The organism is Microcoleus sp. FACHB-1515 (assembly GCF_014696105.1).
Classification (GTDB): domain Bacteria; phylum Cyanobacteriota; class Cyanobacteriia; order Elainellales; family Elainellaceae; genus JAAUTJ01.
In genome coordinates this window covers 1-21,115 of record NZ_JACJPO010000067.1, presented here as the reverse complement: position 1 = coordinate 21,115, position 21,115 = coordinate 1, and the positions used below count along the sequence as shown (strand labels likewise).

Annotated in this window: 20 protein-coding genes; 8 read left to right on the top strand and 12 right to left on the bottom strand. The window is 52.8% G+C overall.

Going from position 1 to position 21,115, the window contains the following annotated elements; translation table 11 throughout:
• Nucleotides 1-4: 4 nt before the first annotated feature.
• The 3 genes from H6F67_RS24155 (at nucleotide 5) to H6F67_RS24145 (ending at nucleotide 1,795) form a co-directional block, all read left to right on the top strand.
• Nucleotides 5-634, top strand: coding sequence for a cadmium resistance transporter (locus tag H6F67_RS24155; protein ID WP_190769212.1), 630 nt, complete (start codon nucleotides 5-7; stop codon nucleotides 632-634).
• A gap of 19 nt (nucleotides 635-653) precedes the next feature.
• Nucleotides 654-1,286 carry a hypothetical protein gene (locus H6F67_RS24150; RefSeq protein ID WP_190769211.1) on the top strand — a complete coding sequence of 211 codons (633 nt, stop codon included), beginning with the start codon at nucleotides 654-656 and terminating at the stop codon, nucleotides 1,284-1,286.
• Nucleotides 1,287-1,372: 86 nt separating this feature from the next.
• Entirely contained in the window at nucleotides 1,373-1,795 is a 423-nt protein-coding gene (locus tag H6F67_RS24145) for a YidH family protein (protein WP_190769210.1), read from the top strand.
• Here the strand turns inward: H6F67_RS24145 and H6F67_RS24140 are convergent.
• From H6F67_RS24140 to H6F67_RS24115, 6 genes are all read right to left on the bottom strand, one after another.
• Nucleotides 1,785-2,441, bottom strand: coding sequence for a phosphatase PAP2 family protein (locus tag H6F67_RS24140; RefSeq protein ID WP_242020779.1), 657 nt, complete (start codon nucleotides 2,439-2,441; stop codon nucleotides 1,785-1,787). The genes H6F67_RS24145 and H6F67_RS24140 overlap by 11 nt on opposite strands.
• Nucleotides 2,442-2,526: 85 nt before the next feature.
• Nucleotides 2,527-2,760 carry a DUF4926 domain-containing protein gene (locus H6F67_RS24135; protein ID WP_242020778.1) on the bottom strand — a complete coding sequence of 78 codons (234 nt, stop codon included), beginning with the start codon at nucleotides 2,758-2,760 and terminating at the stop codon, nucleotides 2,527-2,529.
• Nucleotides 2,761-2,771: 11 nt separating this feature from the next.
• Nucleotides 2,772-3,104: a DUF6883 domain-containing protein gene (locus tag H6F67_RS24130; protein WP_190769208.1), complete on the bottom strand. Its 333-nt coding sequence runs from the start codon at nucleotides 3,102-3,104 to the stop codon at nucleotides 2,772-2,774.
• 8 nt (nucleotides 3,105-3,112) lie between these two features.
• A complete protein-coding gene (locus H6F67_RS24125; protein ID WP_190769207.1) occupies nucleotides 3,113-3,418 on the bottom strand; it encodes a hypothetical protein in 306 nt (101 codons plus the stop codon).
• A gap of 22 nt (nucleotides 3,419-3,440) precedes the next feature.
• A complete protein-coding gene (locus H6F67_RS24120) occupies nucleotides 3,441-4,235 on the bottom strand; it encodes a sulfite exporter TauE/SafE family protein (protein ID WP_190769206.1) in 795 nt (264 codons plus the stop codon).
• A 9-nt stretch (nucleotides 4,236-4,244) separates the two neighbouring features.
• A complete protein-coding gene (locus H6F67_RS24115) occupies nucleotides 4,245-4,727 on the bottom strand; it encodes a hypothetical protein (protein ID WP_190769205.1) in 483 nt (160 codons plus the stop codon).
• Nucleotides 4,728-4,921: 194 nt separating this feature from the next.
• Between H6F67_RS24115 and H6F67_RS24110 the strand changes: the two genes are divergently transcribed.
• A complete protein-coding gene (locus H6F67_RS24110; RefSeq protein WP_190769204.1) occupies nucleotides 4,922-9,163 on the top strand; it encodes an ATP-binding protein in 4,242 nt (1,413 codons plus the stop codon).
• 165 nt (nucleotides 9,164-9,328) lie between these two features.
• On the opposite strand, the gene H6F67_RS24105 is transcribed toward H6F67_RS24110, so the two are convergent.
• Together H6F67_RS24105 and H6F67_RS24100 are read right to left on the bottom strand one after the other, a co-directional pair.
• Nucleotides 9,329-9,700 (bottom strand): hypothetical protein, encoded by a 372-nt coding sequence (locus H6F67_RS24105; RefSeq protein WP_190769203.1) that lies wholly within the window; start codon nucleotides 9,698-9,700, stop codon nucleotides 9,329-9,331.
• Nucleotides 9,701-9,732: 32 nt separating this feature from the next.
• Nucleotides 9,733-11,439, bottom strand: a complete 1,707-nt coding sequence (locus H6F67_RS24100) for an AarF/ABC1/UbiB kinase family protein (protein WP_190769202.1) — start codon at nucleotides 11,437-11,439, stop codon at nucleotides 9,733-9,735.
• Between the two features lie 725 nt (nucleotides 11,440-12,164).
• On the opposite strand from H6F67_RS24100, the gene H6F67_RS24095 reads away from it, so the two are divergent.
• Nucleotides 12,165-14,369 carry a PhoX family phosphatase gene (locus H6F67_RS24095; protein WP_190769201.1) on the top strand — a complete coding sequence of 735 codons (2,205 nt, stop codon included), beginning with the start codon at nucleotides 12,165-12,167 and terminating at the stop codon, nucleotides 14,367-14,369.
• A 55-nt stretch (nucleotides 14,370-14,424) separates the two neighbouring features.
• Here the strand turns inward: H6F67_RS24095 and H6F67_RS24090 are convergent, their stop codons facing one another.
• From H6F67_RS24090 to H6F67_RS24075, 4 genes are all read right to left on the bottom strand, one after another.
• Complete coding sequence (locus H6F67_RS24090; RefSeq protein WP_242020777.1) at nucleotides 14,425-15,165, bottom strand: superoxide dismutase; 741 nt, start codon at nucleotides 15,163-15,165, stop codon at nucleotides 14,425-14,427.
• A 99-nt stretch (nucleotides 15,166-15,264) separates the two neighbouring features.
• Nucleotides 15,265-15,783 carry a hypothetical protein gene (locus tag H6F67_RS24085; protein WP_190769200.1) on the bottom strand — a complete coding sequence of 173 codons (519 nt, stop codon included), beginning with the start codon at nucleotides 15,781-15,783 and terminating at the stop codon, nucleotides 15,265-15,267.
• A 130-nt stretch (nucleotides 15,784-15,913) separates the two neighbouring features.
• Nucleotides 15,914-16,078 carry a hypothetical protein gene (locus H6F67_RS24080; RefSeq protein WP_190769199.1) on the bottom strand — a complete coding sequence of 55 codons (165 nt, stop codon included), beginning with the start codon at nucleotides 16,076-16,078 and terminating at the stop codon, nucleotides 15,914-15,916.
• A gap of 280 nt (nucleotides 16,079-16,358) precedes the next feature.
• Nucleotides 16,359-16,850 (bottom strand): GNAT family N-acetyltransferase, encoded by a 492-nt coding sequence (locus tag H6F67_RS24075; RefSeq protein ID WP_190769198.1) that lies wholly within the window; start codon nucleotides 16,848-16,850, stop codon nucleotides 16,359-16,361.
• A gap of 182 nt (nucleotides 16,851-17,032) precedes the next feature.
• On the opposite strand from H6F67_RS24075, the gene H6F67_RS24070 reads away from it, so the two are divergent.
• The 3 genes from H6F67_RS24070 (at nucleotide 17,033) to H6F67_RS24060 (ending at nucleotide 21,015) form a co-directional block, all read left to right on the top strand.
• On the top strand, nucleotides 17,033-17,542 hold the full coding sequence (locus tag H6F67_RS24070; protein ID WP_190769197.1) for a diheme cytochrome C: 510 nt from the start codon (nucleotides 17,033-17,035) through the stop codon (nucleotides 17,540-17,542).
• Nucleotides 17,543-17,705: 163 nt separating this feature from the next.
• Entirely contained in the window at nucleotides 17,706-20,516 is a 2,811-nt protein-coding gene (secA, locus tag H6F67_RS24065) for a preprotein translocase subunit SecA (RefSeq protein WP_190769196.1), read from the top strand.
• 193 nt (nucleotides 20,517-20,709) lie between these two features.
• Nucleotides 20,710-21,015 (top strand): hypothetical protein, encoded by a 306-nt coding sequence (locus H6F67_RS24060; RefSeq protein ID WP_190769195.1) that lies wholly within the window; start codon nucleotides 20,710-20,712, stop codon nucleotides 21,013-21,015.
• The last annotated feature ends 100 nt before the right edge of the window (nucleotides 21,016-21,115 follow it).

Here is a 21,115-nt window from a genome sequence, read left to right as displayed (position 1 = left end):
TGACATGAGCGAACTGATCGAGGCAGCGATCGCCGCAGTAACGGCATTTGCCGCAACGAACATTGATGACATCGTGGTACTGATGATCTTTTACGCACAGGTCAATTCAATTTTTCGTCCTCGGCACATCATCAGCGGCCAGTATTTAGGATTTGTGGTTTTGATTGTTGCAAGTCTACCCGGATTTTTCGGCGGTTTTCTACTTCCTGAATCGGTGATTGGACTGCTGGGATTTCTGCCGATCGCAATTGGAATCAAAGCCTGGTTCGATCGAGATTCCGATACACAAGATGTCTCAATTAATGCGGCAAATTCATCGAGCCTGCTGCCTGCCCAAACGCTTCAAGTTGCTGCTGTTACGATCGCCAATGGTGGAGACAATGTCGGCATTTATCTTCCTCTCTTTGCGAGCAGCAACGCCTTTCAACTGACGGTAATTTTGAGCGTCTTTGCCATCATGATTATTGTTTGGTGTTCGATCGCCGCTCAGCTTGCTCGCCACCCTTTAATTGCCAAAAGTTTGACTCGCTACGGTCATATTGTTGTTCCCTTTGTTCTGATTGCACTCGGCCTCTACATCCTCTACGAAAGCGGCGCATATCAATTGTTGCTGCCGCGATCGATCTCCCTCTAATTCACTCGGAGAAATTCCAATGAAATTCCTCAAACTCGCTGTTGTTGTCCTCGTTTTGCTGGTGAACTTTGCGATCGTCCGTCCCGCTTGGGCAGACGTAAACCTCACCAAAACGCCAGCCTACGCCGAACTAACAGACAACTTGAACCGCTTGCTGAAAACTGCCACCGATCCCAATCAAACCGATTACACTGAAGCAGAACTTCAGCAGCAAATTGGTCAATTGCAGCTTCAGAAATACATTCTCGAAACTTCAGAAGATTGGGCGCAGTGTCGCAACCAAACCGGACAAACGATCGCCGTTTACGCCAACAAACCGAAGAAAGCAACCGCCGATCAGCCAAACACCTTGTTCTATCTCGGTGTGAGTGAAGAAACGGACGATGATTGGAACTGCAACGGCTTCTATTTGCCTGCGGGAACGAACGTGGCAGGCGTGAATTCGATCGCCCCTCAAGAACTCGGTGAAGCGATCGCGCTTAAAGTTCTGGATGGCGCTCAAATTGTTGCAACCACAAATCCTGACACGGGCGCAGTGGAATTCAATCTTCCGCCTGCTAAAGTATTCAAAGCAGGTGATGTTAGCTGGGATATTCCGAGTTTGACGCAGGCCGATATCGCCGCGCAAACGCCGAACGCACCTGTTGATTAATTGCGGTCTTGAAATGTCGGCGGAGAGACTATTTTCTCCGCTGATTCCTGTTATTTTTACTGCTTCAATTTCCAACTAATCTATTCATGCTGTCCTGGTTCAAATTTTCCACAAAAACAACTGAAAAACCCAAGCGCACATCCGATCGAGTCCGCGACCATCTTGCGAATGAGCGCACCTATTTGGCCTGGATGCGAAGCGCGATCGCCCTGATGGGTTTCGGTGTCCTGATTGTGCGAATCCGCATTCTTCGTCCGCCAATGGCTCCACAGGCTCCGGGTGCTGGTTGGAAACTCGGCTTAGCCTTTGCCGTCGTTGGATTGCTAACAGTTTTGCTTTCAACGCAGCACTATTTCGCAGTACGAAATGACATTGACGAAGACAGCTATGAGCCGCCCGATCGCTGGGTAATTGTGTCCAGTTTGGCGATCGTCCTGCTCGGTTTGGGCGTGATTTACTATGTTTTCACCGTGCCGCTAGAAATGCTCAACGCCGTGATTATTGAGTAGCGATCGACTCCTCTTCCTGAGTGGTCAACTCGGTTTCCGAGGCGGCAGGCGCAACCAGATGCGGACGAATCAGCGCACATAACCCGATCGCCCACGCGATCGACACGAGCCAGCCTGCAAGAATATCGCTGGGAAAGTGAACGCCCAAGTACAAGCGCGTCCAAGCAATGCTGACGACAAACACGCTGCCCGCTGCCAAAGTCAAGCCAAACCAGCGCGATCCCCAAGTCAAAATTAGCAGCGCAGCGACAAACGACATGCTCGACATCGCGTGACCGCTGGGAAAGCTGAAGTCAATTTCGGACACAGGCCACTCCCACAGGCTAGGGCGCGATCGATGCCAGTACGCTTTTGCCGTTCGATTCAAAATCATGCTGCCAATCATGACCGCATTGAAGTAAAGCAGCGATCGCCATTTTCGCAACTGTAAAAGCAGCAGTGAAAGGGCAACCGAAGCCGGAAAAACCCCTAAATAAACGCCGAACTTGGTGAAGATTTTGGCAAAGCGATCGAGCCTCGCATTCGTAACACTATGAACGGCCAGTAGTAACGGTTCATCCCAAAGAAAGCCGCCGGATTGGAAGATGGCGATCGCCAGTTCCTCAACGGCTAGCAGCGGCAAACCAACCCCTAGCAGTAACAGCAACAACCCGCGCCAGCGAGCAGATAGCAATTGCTTAGCAAAGCTAAAAAATCGAGACAATAAAGAAATTTCAAAATCTAACATTCGCTTAACGATTTAGCGGTACTGGATCAAAACGCAACACCATGATTTGCTCTGGACGCAATCCTAAAGATTCGTACGTGCGTCCGTGGCGATCGCTAAATTCAACTTCAAAGGCTGCACCATTTGCCAATGTTTCTACTACTGTGCCGACTTGTCCTCGCCACAAGTTATATTGAGGCAAATCAACAATTAAGGCGACAACATCTAATAGTTTGATTGTACGGGTTATCATGCTCATGACAGACTTGACTAGAGAGGATAACAGGTCGTTAGCTTTGGAATTTCTGAACTATTTTCAATTATCCAGCCACTTCGGAGCGTTGCAAGTCTATTTTGCCATTCGATCGAAAAATCAACTGTGTAGCGTTGCCCAAACTCATCTTGTCTTCCAAGTTGAGCTTCGTGAGTTTTAACAGCCTCCAGCAGAATTTGGCGTAGCTGCTCTGCATTTTCAGCAGTCATCCCAAGCATTGATAAAAACAGTCGAGCTTTATGCTTTCCATCTTCATGTTCGAGATTGAGGCAGTAATCACGCAGTTTACGAATATCGACAATCGCATTTTCTGCGTTGGGAACTATCATTGTGAAAGTTATCGCCTTGTGAGCCGATATTCCTGAGCGATCTGTGTTGTTGTCGCAATTTTAGGTTGAAGATCTGGAGAGCAGTGGGCTTTTGCAAAAATAACGGATGATCCTAGATCACGAGCGAGTTGCAATTTGAGCGAGCTAAAACTCGAAAACTCGTAATCAAACCAGCGCTCCTGCTCATGATTCGTATTCTGAATACCAACTTCAAAGGCATCACGATCGCCAGCTTCAAAAGCATACCCGCAAAATGAAGCAACAATTTCTAACCATGAGAATCGATTTTCTTCAAAAATCCAATCTTGCTTCATATTTCGCAATCGATCGCTCCCCTCAAATTGGATGCGCCAACTTCCAACTCACACCAACGAGCAGCAGATAAATTCCAAAGCGCAACAGTCGCTGCGGGGCAATTTCACACAGCCTTGCGCCAATCAGCACACCGGGAATTGAACCCGCCCAAATCGGTAGCACCAAACTCCAGTTTACGGTTCCTAAGCTCAGGTGAGCGATCGCAGTGAACGACAGCAAAATCGCCGCCTGTGCCAAATCCGTTCCAACCAGCTTTTGAGCATCAAGCTGAAATAGCACGATCAGCACGAGGGCAAACAGCGAACCGGAAGAAACGCTGGTTAGGCCAACCATGCAGCCTAAAATCGCCCCGATCGCGATCGCCAAACTTCGCCCTTTTACTGTTTCTAAATTCAGCTTCGGTGGCGTGGGAAAGGTCAGCTTGGGCGCAAACATCATCAGCAGCAGTTGAATCAAAGCGATCGCGCTAATCAGCAAAATTGCGCCGCCGATCGATCGCAGCAAAATCGCATCCAAGTTGATATTGGTGTGGCGCAGTTGATGCAGCATCGCCACGCCCAAGAGTGAACCGGGAATGCTGCCTGTTGCCAACCAACGGACGGCTTGGGGATCGATCGTCTGCTGCCGCCAGTGTTTGATGCCGCCGACAATTTTCATCAGCGTGGCTGCGACTACATCGGAACTGACGGCCACAGTCGGCGGCACTTGAAACACAAAGATCAGCATCGGTGTAATCAGCGATGCGCCGCCAATTCCAGTGAGTCCAACGACAATGCCCACCGCGAAACTGAGGACAGCCAACAGTAAATAATGCATGGCGATCGCCTACTTTGTGGCAGCCGAGAAGATCGTGCTCAGATCCGGCAGCAGCGCGGCAAGATCGAGAATTTTGAACTGCACGAGTGCCAAAACTGCCAGCGTGTAAACGGTCGAAGTGATAAAGCCCGTCCACAAATCTTTTTTGAAGTTACGAGTTTTGTCGAGGACATCGATCGCCCCAAACTGCATCATCACAATGCCAACCAAATTTGAGAGCCAGTAGCCCACGATCGCCCCCGGCAGCAGCCAATCCGCCGAAATCCAGCTACAGACATAGCCAAAGGCATAAGCAACAGGTAGATTGAAAACCAAGTCGTTCCACCAGCACAGCGGCGAAAGCAAATAGCCGATCGCAACGAGCAAACCGCCGCGCATCCGCTTCAAGCTGAAGTCTTGCCAGCGCAGTTGAGTGAGATGTTGCAGCAGACTTTGAGCGGCTGGCTGAGTCGGGGTTGACTCGGTTGCTGCCGATCGCGATTGATTGAGCATTCGCAATATTTCAGTAAACCGATAGATTTACCGTATTTTATTAATGTTGCGATCGTCAACCCTACTTCCAAAGGTATATTTTGAACTTCATCCCTTCTGGGTTTGCAGCTACGCAGCGAAACGCGAACGGCTATCGGCTCGTTGCCTTGCAAAAATAGTAGAGAGTGCTAGCTGTTTGTGAGTGAAAGGAAGGCATGACTCAGGATCGATCGGTGGCAGAATCGCTTTTTGCAGGCACAGACGAAATGGCACAGCGCCTACGATCACTCGACTGGTCGCAAACGGCGCTCGGTGCTGTGGAAACTTGGCCGCAAAGCTTGCGATCGACGTGCCTCAACTCTCGCTTCCCGATCGCGATCTACTGGGGGCAAGACTGCCTGCTGCTCTACAACGATGCCTGGCGACCGATCGTGGGGGACAAACATCCCTGGGCGATCGCGCGTCCTGCCCGTGAAGTGTGGTCGGAAATTTGGGCTGACATTGGGCCAGAGTTGGCAGGCGTTTTGGCAACGGGCGAGGGCACATTCCACAAAGACGAGCTATTGTCCATGCGTCGGTTTGGCTATACCGAGGAGTGCTTCTTCGAGTACACCTTCAACCCAATCCAGGGACAAGATGGCGTCATTGATGGCGTTTTGAATATCGTGAGCGAAACCACGTATCGCGTTTTGAGCGATCGCCGCGCTCAACTGCTGCGGGAAGTCGCTTCTCAAACCGGAGTCGCCAAGACTGCCGAAGCATCCTGCGCCCTCATCACAGAAGCGTTCAAGTCCGATCGACTCGACATTCCGTTTGCGCTGCTCTATTTGCTCGATGCAGATGGCAAACATGCCCGCCTTTGCAGCAGCACTGAGTCCACTTCAGACAGTTCCATCTCAGACAGTCCAATCAATCCCGTAGCGATCGATCTCGCTCAGAATGACGGTGGCTGGCCGATCGCCCATGCTGCTCGCACTGCCCAGCCGCAAATCGTCAACAATTTGGTCGATCGCTTCGGCGTTATTTCTGGCAGTCCTTGGCCGGAGCCACCCCAAGAAGCGATGGTTTTGCCCATCGCCGCTACTGGGCAAAACAAGGTAACGGGCGTGCTGGTTGCCGTTGCCAGTCCTCGCCGCCGCCTGGACGATCAGTATCGTGATTTCTTCACGCAGCTTACTGGACAGATTGCCCTCGCGATCGCCAATGCCCGTGCCTATGAGCAAGAGCGCGAGCGGGCAGAGCAGTTGGCGGAACTCGATCGCGCCAAAACGATTTTCTTTAGCAACGTTTCGCACGAGTTCCGCACACCGCTGACGCTGATGCTCAGTCCGCTCGAAGAACTTTCCACCGCATTAGATCAACGATTGCGGGACGAGGAGCGCGAACAGCTTCAGCTCGTGCAGCGCAACGGTCTACGACTGCAAAAACTGGTCAACACATTGCTCGATTTTTCGCGCATCGAAGCGGGGCGAGTGCAGGCCGTGTATGAACCGATCGATCTGGCGACCTTCACCGCAGAACTCGCCAGTGTGTTTCGATCGCTGGTTGAACGGGCAGGGATGACCTTGACGATCGACTGTCCACCGCTTCCGCAACCTGTGTATGTCGATCGCGATTTGTGGGAGAAAATTGTCCTCAATCTGCTCTCGAATGCGTTCAAATTCACGTTTGAGGGCGGCATTACCGTTCGACTTCGGGCAGTGGATGGCTGTGCTGAACTGGAAGTGACCGATACAGGTGTTGGCATCCCAGCAGCCGAACTGCCCCGACTGTTTGAGCGCTTCCATCGCATCAGTGGCACTCGCGCTCGCACCTATGAAGGATCGGGGATTGGGCTGGCGTTTGTGCAAGAACTGGTCAAACTGCATGGCGGAACGATTCACATCAGCAGTCAAGTCGATCGCGGCACGAAGTTTACGATCGCCATTCCCCTCGGTGTCTCACATCTGCCCGCCGATCGCATTGAAGCAACTCGCACCCTGACATCGACCGCATTAGGAGCCGATGCTTATGTGGAAGAAGCCTCGCGGTGGCTATCAAGTGGCACGATCGATCGTGCGGAGTCGATCAATGCAGAACTTTCTTTGTCGGTTTCGGCTTCGTTTCCGGATGTTGCTGCACCCACTGGCCGGATTTTGCTCGTGGATGACAATGCCGATATGCGCGAGTACGTGAAGCGGCTGTTAAGCCAACAGTACACGGTCGAGGCGGTCGCAGATGGCATTGCCGCCTTAGCTGCAATCCGCAAGCAACTGCCGGATTTGGTGTTGAGTGACGTGATGATGCCGAATCTGGATGGATTTGGGCTGCTGCGTGAACTGCGGGCAAATTCCGGCACGCAAGAAATCCCGTTGATTCTCTTGTCTGCTCGCGCGGGAGAAGAAGCTCGAATTGAAGGACTGGAAGCAGGTGCAGATGATTATTTAATCAAGCCCTTCTCGGCGCGTGAACTGCTGGCGCGAGTCGAAGCCAGTCTCAAACTGGCGCAACTCCGGCGAGAGGCAGGAGCCGCTTTACGCAAATCAGAGGAGAGATACCGCACGCTGTTTGAGACGATGGCCGAAGGCTTTTGCGTGATCGAAATGCTCTTTGATCAGGACGATCGACCGATCGATTATCGATTTTTAATTACCAATCCTGCCTTTGATCAGCAGACGGGCACTCGCAATGCACAAGGCAAAACAGTCCGCGAAATGGTGCCAGACCATGAAGAATACTGGTTTGAAATATACGGCAAAGTTGCCTTGACGGGCGAGGCGATCCGTTTTGAAAATCACGCGAAAGGATTTGACGCTTGGTATGAGGTGTTTGCATTTCGACGAGGAGAGCCAGAACTGCGACAGGTTGGCGTTCTGCTCAACAACATTACCGATCGCAGACAAGCCGAAGCCCAACTGCGCGATCGCGAAGCTGAACTGAGAGAAGCACAGCGCATCGGCAATATCGGCAGTTGTTATTGGGATGCAAAAACTGATGTCACGACTGGCTCGGATCAACTGCTGCGAATCTACGGCTTTGATCCAGAACGCGACACAATCCCGAACTTTGCCGACCAAGACGGCTGGCTATATCCGCACGAAAGCTGGCAGCGCATTCATGAAGGGGTGCAGCAAGCATTGGCAACCGGACTCGGTTATGAACTAGATGTGCAGGCATATCGCAACGGCACACTGATCTGGGTAACGACCCGCAGCGAAGTGTTGCGCGATTCCAACGGAGCGATCGTTGGCTTGCGCGGCACGGTTCAAGACATCACGGCCAGAAAGCAAGCGGAGGAAAAGCTATTTGAATCGGAAGAGCGGCTTCGATCGCTGTTGGCACGCGAACAGGCGGCACGCGAATCTGCCGAGGCTGCCAATCGAGTCAAAGATGAATTTTTAGCCGTGCTCTCGCATGAATTGCGATCGCCGCTCAATCCGATTTTGGGCTGGTCAAAGCTGTTGCAGCAGGGAAAACTGGATGCGGCCAAAACGCAAACGGCGCTAGCTGCGATCGAGCGCAATGCCCAACTTCAATCCCAACTGATCAGCGACCTGCTCGATATCTCCCGCATTTTGCGCGGCAAATTGAGCCTGGAGGTGCGGCTCGTTGATCTGCGGGCTGTGATCTTGGCCGCTCTGGAAACGGTTGAACTGTCCGCCAAGGCCAAATCTTTGCGGATTGGGACGGTGTTGCCCAGCGCTGTTTCAGTCAGCGGGGACGCCGGACGATTGCAGCAGGTCGTGTGGAATTTGCTCTCCAATGCCGTCAAATTCACGCCGCCAGCAGGACAGGTTACAGTGACGTTAACTCAAACGAAAACTCATGCCCAAATTCAGGTGGCTGACACGGGAAAAGGCATCAAACGCGAGTTTCTGCCGTATGTGTTTGAGCATTTTCGTCAGGAAGATGGTACGACGACGCGAAAATTTGGTGGGCTGGGATTAGGCTTAGCGATCGCACGTCAACTGGTTGAGATGCACGGTGGTCAAATCAGCGCGGAAAGTTTGGGAGAAGGACAGGGCGCAACCTTTACCGTGCAGATTCCGCTGGCCGCTCCGTTGGACGAATCGCCTGCGCCCGCCCAGCCAGCCGCTTCAGCAGCCGACTTGCGCGGTTTGCACATCTTGGTCGTGGATGATGAACCGGATTCGCGTGAGTTTGTCGCGTTTGTGCTGGAAGCGGCAGGTGCGATCGTCTCCAGCGCGGCATCGGGAATCGAGGCGCTGCAAGCGATCGAGCAGTCGGCTCCTGACCTGATCATCAGCGACATTGGAATGCCCGACATGGACGGCTACATGCTGATGCAGCAAGTCCGAGCACGCCAGCAAGAACATCAAATTCCTGCGATCGCGCTGACGGCCTATGCGGGTGAGTATGATCAGCGGCAAGCGATCGCAGCCGGATTTCAACGACACCTGGCAAAACCTGCGGAGCCAGAGACGTTAGTGAAAATGATTATGCTGCTAACTGCGTAATTTTGTAGGGATCATATCCATGAAGACTGTTTAGATGAGCAACGCATCAAGAACGAAGAGGATGGCTAGCTCATGTTTGACCATCATTGAAGCAAAATTCGGTAGCAGGTCCCACAAATCGTCGGGACTGCTACCGAATTTTGAGAATTTTCTGAGCGATCGAACTTAACCCCAAGAGTCAAGATCTAGCGCTTGCGATCCGCCCCGTTCAAGCTGGCTTAAATTCTGGCCGAGTTGCGTCCACAGCAGCCAGCCTGTTCCCAGCGTCAACGGAATTGCAAGACCATAGCCCAGCCAAACAGGGAAGCCAAAGATAATCAGACCGGAGGCGAGGAACATGCAGATGCCTGTGCTGATGCCGATGAACGGCAGGAAAAGCTGCATTCCCTGAAGCGTGGCGAGGGTGCGGGTCGATCGATTGCGCGACCATTCCTGCACCGACTGCTTCAAGATGGCCTGAAATGCCGTGCCGGATGTGAGGCTGATGAACAATCCTGCGAACAGCAGGAAGTAGGGCGGAGCAAAATAATAGTCCATGCGAAGGGATGAAGGATGAGGGATGAAGGCGGCTATCGAGGCTTTTGTCCTGGAAAGAGCGACATCGCGGCCATATTAGGCAGCAATGCGGCGGCTCGCTCGGCAGAAAATTCGCCGAACGCACCGACGGCGGCATCCAGCAAGCGCGACGGCTTTAGGTCGGCCTTGATCAAGTTCCACAAGCGCTGGACTTCCTCGGTGTGGAGGCGATCGTCTTCCACCAAAGCCAAGACAAGCTGACGCCGCAGAAATTGACCTTCGCTCGACAAGAGGTATTGTAAGCCGAGTTGGGCGGTGGGCAATAGATCAAAGTTTTGGTCAGAGCGGGCGATCGCAATCAAATTCTCCAGGCGCTCCCACTGGAACTTGCCATCTTTAAACAGCACTTCGATCAGGCGGCGACGCAGAGCAGGCGATTCATCCATCAAGAGGCGACGAGCCACGTAAGGATAGGCCACTTCGACAATCTTGAAGTTGGGATTGAGGCTGAGCGCCAAGCCTTCTTGCGTGATTACCGATCGAATAATCAGGGCAAACTTGGCCGGAACGCGGAACGGATAGTCATACATCAGTTCCGAGAAGTGGTCGGTGATCGTTTTGAAGTTGAAGTCGCCGACGCTTTCACCGATCGCGTTGTCCAACACGGCTTCGAGGGCAGGGACGATCGGCGTGATGTCCGTTTGCGGCGCGAGAAATCCGAGCTTGACGAAATCTTGTGCCAGCAGCGAATAGTCTTTATTGATCAAATGAACGACGGCATCGACCAGTGTTTCCTTCATCTCTTGGCTAAGCTGATCCATCATGCCAAAGTCGATGTAGGCCATGCGGCCATCCGGCATGGCGAACAGATTGCCCGGATGCGGGTCGGCGTGGAAAAAGCCAAATTCGAGCAGTTGGCGCAGGCTGGCCGTGACGCCGATTTGAATTAGATCGTTGCTGTCGAGATTGGCGGCTTGAATGCTGGCCGTGTCGGTAAGTTTAAAGCCCGAAATCCACTCTAGCGTCAGAACGTGCTGGCTAGTGTAGCGCCAGTAGATCGTTGGAACTTTCACGGTCGGGTCGTCGCGGAAGTTGGCGGCAAAGCGTTCGGCGTTGCGGCCTTCGTTGAGGTAGTCGATTTCTTCAAACAGCTTTGCGCCAAATTCATCGACGATCGACACCAAATCATGCCCCAAGTTCAGCGGCAGCCAAGGCTCTAGCCAGTTTGCTGCCCAACGAATCAGATACAGATCGAGCGTCAAAGTTGGCAGCAGGCGCGGACGCTGCACCTTCACGGCTACGTCTTCGCCCGTGTGGAGTTTGGCACGATAGACCTGGCCGAGGCTGGCAGCGGCGATCGGGGCGGGCGTAATTTCCTGATAGATTTCTTCGACCGTGCGACCGAGTTCCGCTTCGATGATGGCAAAGGCGATCGAGGTGGGCGCGGGCGGTAGCTGGTCTTGCAGCTTTTCAAGTTCCGGCAAAAAGTCTTTGCGAATCAAATCGGGACGGGTTGAAAGTGCCTGACCGACTTTGATGAAGGTGGGGCCAAGATTGGTGAGGATGCGGCGCAGTTGGGCGGGTCGGCGCGGACTGCATTTGCCTTGCCACTCGTCCCACCTAAGACCCAAAACAAATCCGGCAAACAGCCAGAGGACGCGGACGGCACGAGTGACGGTGCGCCACACTCGCCAGCGGTAGTAGGACTCGATCGCCTTCTGGTCGTAGCGCTTCATGCGGCTAAGCGGATGCTGATACATGTTGCCTTCCATCGTCAGGATTTTTCACAGTAGACAGCCTGAATCGCTCAAGGTGAACTGGCTGGTAACTACGACCTGCGATCGAAGCATCTCGGAAAGCGTCCGAGCGATCGAGTAAGTTCAGGTGGTCGGTTCAGCCATACGGACTGCCCACATCATCTTTCTTCATTTTAGTATAGAAAACTACAAACAGATTGGCTTTTGGCTTAAACAAACTTTATAGAAATTGGTCTATCAACTTGCTAAAGGATTTTGATGTTTAGATTGATACATTCTTTAGAGAAACACTGAAGCGATCGCTTCTCTAATCTGATTTAACCGCAAAAAATGGCGGAATCTAAGAATTTTTTAAGATTTGAGTTTTGACACCGTTCCTGTAGCGATCGCTCAGCTAAACCGTACTCAATCTGCTGGCAGTTTACGGTAGCAAATTAAACCAGCACAGCGGCAAAAGCTATGAAATTGATTTCCGGCTGAAAGCGCAAACTCATTCAAATGGGTTAGGGTAACAGGCTGAGACTGTTTCAACGGAATTGGGCTTGGAGCGTTGAAACTTGATTTTCGGGTGTTAATGTGTCAGTTCCGTAAACGCTTCGGCTATTTTCTTAATGTTCTAATTACCGCTTCTTAAAGCAAAGTCGGTAGCGTTTTCTTGTGAAGCAAACACCTATCTAATTGGGTGTTGCGATCGATCGCGAGCAACATTGAGAGAGAACACGAAAGTCATGAGCCTCAAACGCAGACATTTTTTGGCATTTCTGGGCGCGAGCGCAGGTTCGATCGCTTTATCACCGATTGCAAGCAAGTTTTCCATGCCGTTTCAGAGCAAGGCAGCGATCGCTAGCACGTCAAATGGCCTCAGCTTTGTGCCCATTAAAGGCGCAATGCCCGTTCCGACCGATGGCGTCACCGCTGCTCAACAGGCCAGCGCATACAGCAGCTACGCCGTTGCCGATGATGTCGTTTTGCCAGAAGGATTTACTTACGATGTGATTGCCGCTTGGGGCGATCGCGTCGGCGATTCCCGCTTTGGCTACAACAACGACTACCTTTCGTATGTTGAAGTCCGCCCCGGTGAGGGATATCTGACGGTTAATCACGAATACATCAGCGCTAAACCTTGGCTGCAAACCTTTGAACAAGTCACAGGGAAAGCGCTGCCGATCGAAGCGGTGACTGCCGCTGCCGAAGCCGCAGGCGAAGATGGCATCGACGTGACCGCCTTGGAAGATGAAACGCTCAAAGGTCAGATTGCAGAAATTAGCCGCGAAGCGCTGATCGATTTGGGCTTAAGTGTGATCTACGTCCGCAAGCAGGCCGATGGCTCGTGGGTGCGCGTTGCGGCACCCACCGATCGCCGCATCACAGGAATTTCCGGCCTGGAAGATAACCGCTACTTAAAAGCGACTGGCCCGGCTGTCGCAATTTTCCGCAAGCAGCGCGGCATTGGGTACGTCGATGGGTTGGGCGATCGAATCATTGGCACGTTCAACAACTGCGCCGGAGGCACAACGCCTTGGGGAACCGTGTTCAGCGCGGAAGAAAATTTTCAGGATTTTGTGCCGGAACCTGTGAATGCAGACGGAACCTCGCTCGATCCCAGCGAAAAGCCGTTCTTCCTGACTGAAACCGAGATGGGCGGCAAGGGCAATCCGTTCGGGCTGGCCGGAAACAAATACGGCTGGATGGTCGAAGTTGATCCGGCCAATCCGAACGACTACGGCACAAAGCACACTTGGCTCGGTCGCTTTCGGCATGAAGCGGTGGCTGTGCGGGCAGAAGCAGGCAAGCAATTGGCGTTCTATTCAGGGTGCGATCGACGCGGCGGACATATTTATAAGTTCGTCAGCCAGGTCACAATCTCTGATCCCAAGTCCAAGGCGAATTCGCGCCTGCTCGAAACCGGAATGCTCTACGCCGCTAAGTTTAACCCGGACGGCACAGGCCGCTGGATTGCGCTTGCGCCGAGTACAACTGTGAATCCTGACCTGCCAAGCGTTCATGCGGGCGGAATGATCACGCTGCCGAAGCGTCCGACGGGCGGCGTGGAGAAATACACCGACGATGCAGCGGTTGAAGCATACAAGCGGCAGTTTCCGACGTTGGGCAGTTTGTACACGGGATTCGATCGCGAAAAGCAAGGCGCAATTTTGATTGACGCCCACTTTGCCGCCAACGCAGCGGGAGCCACCTGCACCGGACGCCCAGAAGATACGGAACTGGCCGCAGATGGTTCTGTCTTCATCGCCTTCACGTCCGGTTCACCCAGTTCCAGCGACGGCAGCCCAGACAAGCGCGTGTTTCAAGGTCCCAACGGCGAAACGCCCTATGAACACGGCTGGATTTTCCATCTGATCGAAGACGGCAACGATCCGGCTGCAATGACCTTCCGCTGGGAAAATTTTGCGACGGGCGGCGAACCCGCAGAAGGCGGCTTGGGCTTCTCCAATCCCGACAACCTCGCTTTCGACAACAGCGGCAACCTGTGGATCGTCACGGATATGTCAAGCGACAAGCACAACATCGCAATCCCCAGCCGCACCAAGGCCGATGGTTCGGCAGTCAGCCAGTCAGATTTGCGCGGACTGTTCGGCAATAATTCGATCTGGTTCATTCCGACTTCAGGAGCCAACGCAGGAGAAGCCTATCTGTTTGGCTATGGGCCAATGGATTCGGAAATGACTGGACCGTTTTTCACGCCGGATCAGCAAACGCTGTTTATTGCCGCTCAGCATCCGGGTGAAATCGGCGGCGTTCGCGAAAACATGGCGATCGAAACGCGCCAGTTTGCAATGAAGACGGTGAACGGTGAAATGTTTATGCAAACTCGCGAAGTGCCGATCGGCTCCAACTGGCCGACCAAGGGCGAAAACGATCCGCCCAAACCCGCTGTAATTGCAATTCGTCGCACCAGCGGCGCAGCAATTTAAGCCGTCTCAATTCAGAAGATCAAACAGCGGTGGAATTCTCGCCGCTGTTTTTTGATTAGGTTGCAGCCGCTAAACGCCGATTGATCTCGTCCCAGTTGATGACGTTCCACCAGTTGCTGAGATATTCAGGCCGACGATTGCGATAGGTCAAATAGTAAGCGTGTTCCCACACATCGTTGCCCATGATCGGATATGCGCCTTCCATCACGGGGCTATCTTGATTGGGCGTAGTGATAATTTCAAATTGACCTGCGGTGTTGCGTACCAGCCAAACCCAACCGCTGCCAAAGCGATCGACTCCCGCCTGATTAAACTGCTCCTTGAACGTCTCAAAACCGCCAAAATTCTCTTCGATGACGGTGGCGATCGCGCCCGTTGGTTCGCCGCCGCCATCCGGCTTCATAATCTGCCAAAACATCGTGTGATTGAGGTGTCCGCCGCCGTTGTTGCGAATTGCCGTGCGGACATCTTCTGGCAGTGCTTCGAGATTGCCGAGCAGCGCTTCAACCGTTTGACCTTGCAGTTCAGGATGCTTTTGCACCGCTTCATTCAGATTGTTGACGTAGGCCGCGTGATGCGCGTCGTGATGCAGCCGCATGGTTTCCGCATCAATGTATGGCTCCAGGGCATCATAGGCATAAGGCAGGGGCGGCAGTTCTGCTGGCTGCGTCAAACCGCCGATCGGGGCAGGGAGCGGCTGGGCGATCGCGTGCTGCCACTTGGCTTGTGCTACAACCAGCAGCAACACCAGCACTGTGCCAAACCACACATTCATCGATCGCTTCCAATGTCTCATGGGTCGCCAAATTTAAGAAAATGCAAACTCAGGGTAGAAACAAAACCCCGGAAATTTACTCTTCCCAAATGCTGAGTCCCAGCAGAATTTGGCTCGGTTTTATGAAATTTGATCGATTTTGGCGATCGAAACTAGCGGTGCTGCCCGCGTCAAGCTGGAGGTATCTGTTTCTTGAGACTGCTCGATCGCGTTTGGCACGCTGTACTTGTAGTAGTAAGCTGTGCCGCCGACTCCCAAGCCCAGCAGCGAAACCAACACTAAAATCATCAAAGCTTGAACACGAGTGTAGCCTGCTCGACGCAGATCGAGCCGTGCCAAAATTTCAGCCGCCAGCAAAACCAACAGGTGGCCGAAAAAGTGAAACCACGCCAGAAAAAACACGCCGAGCATTGCCAGCAGCAAAATCACTGAGAAATATCCCAGGTCTGACCGCAGCCATTTTTCCAAAAATTGCTGAACGCCGTGCGAGAATGTCGTGAGCAAAAATGCCTGCGTCAAGGCCAGCCCCAGCACGATCGCCCACAGTTGCCAAGTGACGTTTAAGCGGTACAGCAGCCAGCTTAGCGTCGTGTATGCAGCTAGCAGCAGCGCTAGCGAGAGCCAGGGAAGCTTTTTCACAGCCAGAGCCAATTAAAGTCAGCGCCCGCAATGCACGATCGCGGCTCCTCAATATTCAAGCATTTTTGATTCGATCGCTTCACATCGATCGCAGTCTTTCACCTCAGGCGCGAAGAAAATCCGGGTGAATTTATACGCAGCAAGGCTTCAGCCCTTCGATCGAAGGGGAAACGATCGATAAATTCACGGAATTGGGCAATAGCTCTTTAGTAGGCTGAACAACGATCCAGCGTCCAGTGGCGGGATCACGATAGGTCGTGAAGGGATTGGGCTTCAGTTGTGCTTTAGATGACATGGAAATGACGACGGTTTTGAATTTCAACCGTGATTCTACGGAAACCTAACGGTTTCTGTTTCCGCTTATAAACAGAGTAAGTAGAAACATTGGCCTCAACGGTATTGCATGATACTGAGGGGAGCCAATAATTTGAGATACGGGTTCGATCGATGCAATTCCTGCATCCACCGCAATTTAAAGGGTCAAAAACTTTCTTGCGTCCTCATTTTTCCCAGATTTAGGGGTGCAAGCCAGTCAAATATCTGTCTAATGAGAGAGGTTTTACGGTGGCCGAGTACTAGCAACCTTTCAATGTGCTTCGATGAGACTCGATCGCCATAGGCAAATGCGCCTGCGAAATCGGCTGATTGTGCAGCACCATCGTCGTGGTCGAGTTGGGCTGAAAGCCGATGCGCTCATAGAATTTTTGCTGATGCGTCGTCATCAGGTAAACCCGCTCCACCGAGTTGACGTGCGGATGCATCAGCACCGTTTCCACCAGCTTGCGCCCCAGTCCTGCGCCTTGATAGTCCGAGTGAATCACCACGTCCCAAATTGTGGCGCGAAAAATGCCGTCAGACGTAGCGCGGGCGAACCCAATGAGCCGATCGTGATCCCACACGGTCACGATCGGTTTGCTGTTGGCGATCGCAATCCGCCAATCTTCAGAACGGCGATTCTTCGCCCAAAATGCCGTTTGCTCAAAAAGTTCTAAAAGTTGGTTAAAGGTGGCTGCGTCCGGCTGCCAATCTGCATGGACGCGAAACTGAATCTGTCGGTCTTCTGTCATTAACTCGGTATTCCTCATTAAATTTGCGATCGAGCCGTAATATTTCGTTATCTTAAGCTCCAACCATTTAGGATAGATCCAGAAGTTTTCGATCGATGTGGGTTCGATCGAGAAAATGTTAGATTCATGACATTCGCTGACTTGCTTTTCTGCTGTATACAAGACTGCTCGGTACAAGCTGCATGAGGTCGATCCCGCTGGTTCGCCGCTCCACTACATTTCTGATGGCGATCGTCGTGTTGTGCTGCACGGCGATCGGTTGGAGTGCGGCGCGGGCAATGGACACGACCGCACTGGGAACTGTTGATCCCGTCCCGCAAAATCAGCAGCTTGGGCAATCGCTGTATCTGCAAACCTGCGGCGGCTGTCACATCGTGCCTTCACCTGCTGTGATGCCGGATGAAACTTGGCGACAACTGCTACAGGACAGGCAGCACTACGGCGTTCAGCTTGCGCCGATCGTCGATCCGCCCCGACTTCTGATCTGGAACTACCTCAGAGCTTTCTCTCGTCCCCTTGCGGAAGGCGAAAGCGTTCCCTACCGCATCCACAATTCGCGCTATTTCAAAGCGCTGCATCCGCGTGTTCCCCTGCCGCAGCCTGCAACCTTGGGAAGCTGCATTTCCTGTCATCCAGGCGCGGGTGCGTATGACTTTCGATCGCTCAGTGCAGAATGGCAAAACGCGCCGTGAAACGGGCGATCGCGCCTCTCGGAGTGGTATTTTCCGCCCTCAGATGAAATGAGCGTGGATGATACGATCAAGGAACTCGAACTGCGTCGCCACAACTGGCTTTGACGCTTTGGCGCGATCGATTTGACGGCTCGATCGACCCTTATTACTTTCTGCCACTGCCATGTTGAAAAATTTGCTGGGCGACCCGAACGCCCGTAAGCTCAAGAAATACCAGCCCGACATTGCCGATGTAAACGCGCTAGCCGAAGAAATGGAAGCGCTCTCAGACGAAGAACTACGCGGTAAAACTGCCGAATTCAAAGAGCGGCTTGCCAAGGGCGAAACCCTGGACGACATTTTGCCGGAAGCCTTTGCCGTCGTGCGCGAAGCCGGAAAGCGCGTCCTCGGTCTGCGCCACTTTGATGTGCAGCTTTTGGGCGGCATGGTGCTGCACAACGGCCAGATTGCCGAAATGAAAACGGGCGAAGGCAAAACCCTCGTCGCCACCTTGCCCGCCTATCTAAACGCGCTGGAAGGCAAAGGCGTTCACGTCATTACCGTCAACGACTACCTCGCCCGCCGCGACGCCGAATGGATGGGACAGGTGCATCGCTTCTTGGGATTGAGCGTCGGCCTGATTCAGCAGAACATGACGCCGAGCGATCGCAAGAAAAACTACGAGTGCGACATCACCTACGGAACCAACAGCGAACTCGGCTTCGACTATCTGCGCGACAACATGGCGACCGATATGCGCGATGTCGTCCAGCGTCCGTTTAACTACTGCATCATTGACGAAGTAGACTCGGTTTTGATCGACGAAGCTCGGACGCCGCTGATCATCTCTGGTCAGGTCGAGCGCCCCAGCGAAAAATACCTGAAAGCTGCTGAAGTCGCCGCCCAATTGAAACGCAAAAAGGACGAAGACGATCCCGAAGGCCATTACGAGGTAGACGAGAAAGCTCGAAACGTGCTGCTGGCCGATGAAGGCTATATCTTGGCCGAACAAATTTTGGGCGTGACGGATCTGTTTGACCCGCAAGATCCTTGGGCGCACTATGTTTTCAACGCGATCAAGGCGAAAGAACTGTTCATCAAAGACGTGAACTACATCGTGCGCGGCGGTGAAGTGGTGATCGTGGATGAATTCACGGGGCGCGTCATGCCGGGACGCCGTTGGAGCGACGGTTTGCATCAGGCGATCGAAGCCAAAGAGCGCGTCGAAATTCAGCCGGAAACCCAAACTCTTGCCACCATTACCTACCAAAACTTCTTCCTGCTTTATCCTAAGCTGGCAGGCATGACCGGAACGGCCAAAACCGAAGAAGCCGAATTCGAGAAAATTTACAAGCTCGAAGTCACAATCATTCCCACCAACCGCGTCAGCAAACGGCAAAATTTGGCCGATGTGGTCTATAAGACTGAAGAAGCCAAATGGAAAGCGATCGCCCAGGAATGCGCCGAAATGCACGAAGTCGGTCGTCCGGTCTTGGTGGGCACAACCAGCGTCGAAAAATCCGAACTGCTCTCCGGCCTACTTGCCCAGTTGGGTGTTCCGCATCAACTGCTCAACGCCAAGCCGGAAAACGTTGAGCGTGAATCGGAAATTATCGCTCAGGCCGGACGTAAAGGCCAGGTGACGATCGCCACCAACATGGCCGGACGCGGAACCGACATCATTCTGGGCGGGAATGCCGACTACATGGCGCGTCTGAAAGTGCGGGAATACTTCATGCCGCGACTCGTGCAGCCGGAAGACGAAGGCGAATTTGCGATTCCCGAAGCGATGTTCCGCGATCGCGCTCCGGCCAAAGGTTTCGCGCCGACCGACACCAAGAAAGCCAAAACCTGGAAAGTTTCGCCGCAAATTTTCCCGACTGCACTTTCATCTGAAGCCGAACGAGCGATCAAGGAAGCGGTTGACTTTGCGGTGCAGCAATATGGCGAGCGATCGCTACCGGAACTCGAAGCTGAAGACCGCCTCGCCACCGCAGCCGAAAAAGCGCCTTCACCCGATCCGGTTATCCTGAAGCTGCGCGATGCCTACAACCTGATTCGCAAAGAATACGAAGCCTTCACCAGTGCCGAGCATGAAGAAGTCGTGTCGCTGGGCGGACTCCACGTAATCGGCACAGAACGCCACGAATCGCGCCGGATTGACAACCAGCTACGCGGACGAGCCGGACGGCAGGGCGACCCCGGTTCGACCAAGTTCTTCCTCAGTCTGCAAGACAACCTACTGCGAATTTTTGGCGGCGATCGCGTCGCCGGACTGATGAACGCCTTCCGCGTCGAGGAAGACATGCCGATCGAATCGGGAATGCTGACTCGCTCTCTGGAAGGCGCACAGAAGAAAGTCGAAACCTACTACTACGACATCCGCAAGCAGGTGTTCGAGTATGACGAGGTGATGAACAACCAGCGCCGCGCCATCTACGCCGAACGCCGCCGCGTCCTCGAAGGCCAAGACCTGAAAGAGCAGGTGATCAAGTACGCCGAAAAAACGATGGACGACATCGCCGAAGCCTACATCAATCCCGATTTGCCGCCGGAAGAATGGGAACTTGATAAGCTCGTTTCCAAGGTGAAAGAGTTCGTCTATCTGCTTCAGGATCTTGAACCCGATCAGCTCCAAGACCTTTCGTTGAGCGAAATTAAAACCTTCCTGCACGAACAGGTGCGGATCGCCTACGACCTCAAGGAAGGCCAAGTCGATCAGATTTCTCCCGGTCTGATGCGCCAAGCCGAACGGTTCTTCATCCTCCAGCAAATCGACACGCTCTGGCGCGAACACTTGCAGCGCATGGACGGTCTACGCGAATCAGTCGGCTTGCGCGGCTACGGCCAAAAAGACCCGCTGATTGAATACAAAAGCGAAGGCTACGAAATCTTCCTCGACATGATGACCGACATTCGCCGCAATGTCGTCTACTCGCTCTTCCAATTCCAGCCGCAACCGCAACCTGTGGTGCAGCAAACGGAAGTCGTGTAGTTCTCGATTCAGTAACAGAAAAGCGATCGCTCTTGGGTGGGGCGATCGCTTTTTGTTGGTCAGCCTTCTAAGCCAATCTCGCTAGCAGCAATGGGCATTAAGCAAATCAGCAATTGACTTGCATAGGCTTACCTGTTTCAGAAATAATAAATAGTACCTCGTAGAGCGAGCAACTCTTTAGAGAATGCAATAGATGAGCCAAAAAGATTCAGAAAAAGTCACTGCGATCGCTCGATCAGAAGGTTTCGGTGAGTTGCTTGGGCACTCTAAACCCGCATCAAAAGATTTTTTTCGCTCTGTTGTTCTTGGGCTTCTGTGTCTTTCACCAGGAGCATTAATGCTCTTGATCATACTGACCTCCGAGAACAACAATGCTCAAAGCAATTGGTGGCTTGATATCTTTTTTATAGCGTTTGTTTTAGCAAGCATCACTGCCGCCGCCGTCTTTATTTTCTACGCTTTTAAAAAAAGCAAGCATCAAATTTTGGTAGTCGTGTAGAAGTAATGATGCTAGGTTAGCAACAGATTTCGATGGACTCTTTATGATGCTTGCTTGTCCCAGTTGCACCTCGACTCAAACGGTGAAGAATGGTCGTATT

What these genes read in the sequence shown, in the direction of transcription:
- H6F67_RS24155 (WP_190769212.1), top strand. Translation starts at nt 5, where the DNA reads ATGAGCGAACTGATCGAGGCAGCGATCGCCGCAGTAACGGCATTTGCC.
- H6F67_RS24150 (WP_190769211.1), top strand. Translation starts at nt 654, where the DNA reads ATGAAATTCCTCAAACTCGCTGTTGTTGTCCTCGTTTTGCTGGTGAAC.
- H6F67_RS24145 (WP_190769210.1), top strand. Translation starts at nt 1,373, where the DNA reads ATGCTGTCCTGGTTCAAATTTTCCACAAAAACAACTGAAAAACCCAAG.
- H6F67_RS24135 (WP_242020778.1), bottom strand. Translation starts at nt 2,760, where the DNA reads ATGAGCATGATAACCCGTACAATCAAACTATTAGATGTTGTCGCCTTA.
- H6F67_RS24130 (WP_190769208.1), bottom strand. Translation starts at nt 3,104, where the DNA reads ATGATAGTTCCCAACGCAGAAAATGCGATTGTCGATATTCGTAAACTG.
- H6F67_RS24125 (WP_190769207.1), bottom strand. Translation starts at nt 3,418, where the DNA reads ATGAAGCAAGATTGGATTTTTGAAGAAAATCGATTCTCATGGTTAGAA.
- H6F67_RS24120 (WP_190769206.1), bottom strand. Translation starts at nt 4,235, where the DNA reads ATGCATTATTTACTGTTGGCTGTCCTCAGTTTCGCGGTGGGCATTGTC.
- H6F67_RS24115 (WP_190769205.1), bottom strand. Translation starts at nt 4,727, where the DNA reads ATGCTCAATCAATCGCGATCGGCAGCAACCGAGTCAACCCCGACTCAG.
- H6F67_RS24110 (WP_190769204.1), top strand. Translation starts at nt 4,922, where the DNA reads ATGACTCAGGATCGATCGGTGGCAGAATCGCTTTTTGCAGGCACAGAC.
- H6F67_RS24105 (WP_190769203.1), bottom strand. Translation starts at nt 9,700, where the DNA reads ATGGACTATTATTTTGCTCCGCCCTACTTCCTGCTGTTCGCAGGATTG.
- H6F67_RS24100 (WP_190769202.1), bottom strand. Translation starts at nt 11,439, where the DNA reads ATGTATCAGCATCCGCTTAGCCGCATGAAGCGCTACGACCAGAAGGCG.
- H6F67_RS24095 (WP_190769201.1), top strand. Translation starts at nt 12,165, where the DNA reads ATGAGCCTCAAACGCAGACATTTTTTGGCATTTCTGGGCGCGAGCGCA.
- H6F67_RS24090 (WP_242020777.1), bottom strand. Translation starts at nt 15,165, where the DNA reads ATGAGACATTGGAAGCGATCGATGAATGTGTGGTTTGGCACAGTGCTG.
- H6F67_RS24080 (WP_190769199.1), bottom strand. Translation starts at nt 16,078, where the DNA reads ATGTCATCTAAAGCACAACTGAAGCCCAATCCCTTCACGACCTATCGT.
- H6F67_RS24075 (WP_190769198.1), bottom strand. Translation starts at nt 16,850, where the DNA reads ATGACAGAAGACCGACAGATTCAGTTTCGCGTCCATGCAGATTGGCAG.
- H6F67_RS24070 (WP_190769197.1), top strand. Translation starts at nt 17,033, where the DNA reads ATGAGGTCGATCCCGCTGGTTCGCCGCTCCACTACATTTCTGATGGCG.
- secA (WP_190769196.1), top strand. Translation starts at nt 17,706, where the DNA reads ATGTTGAAAAATTTGCTGGGCGACCCGAACGCCCGTAAGCTCAAGAAA.
- H6F67_RS24060 (WP_190769195.1), top strand. Translation starts at nt 20,710, where the DNA reads ATGAGCCAAAAAGATTCAGAAAAAGTCACTGCGATCGCTCGATCAGAA.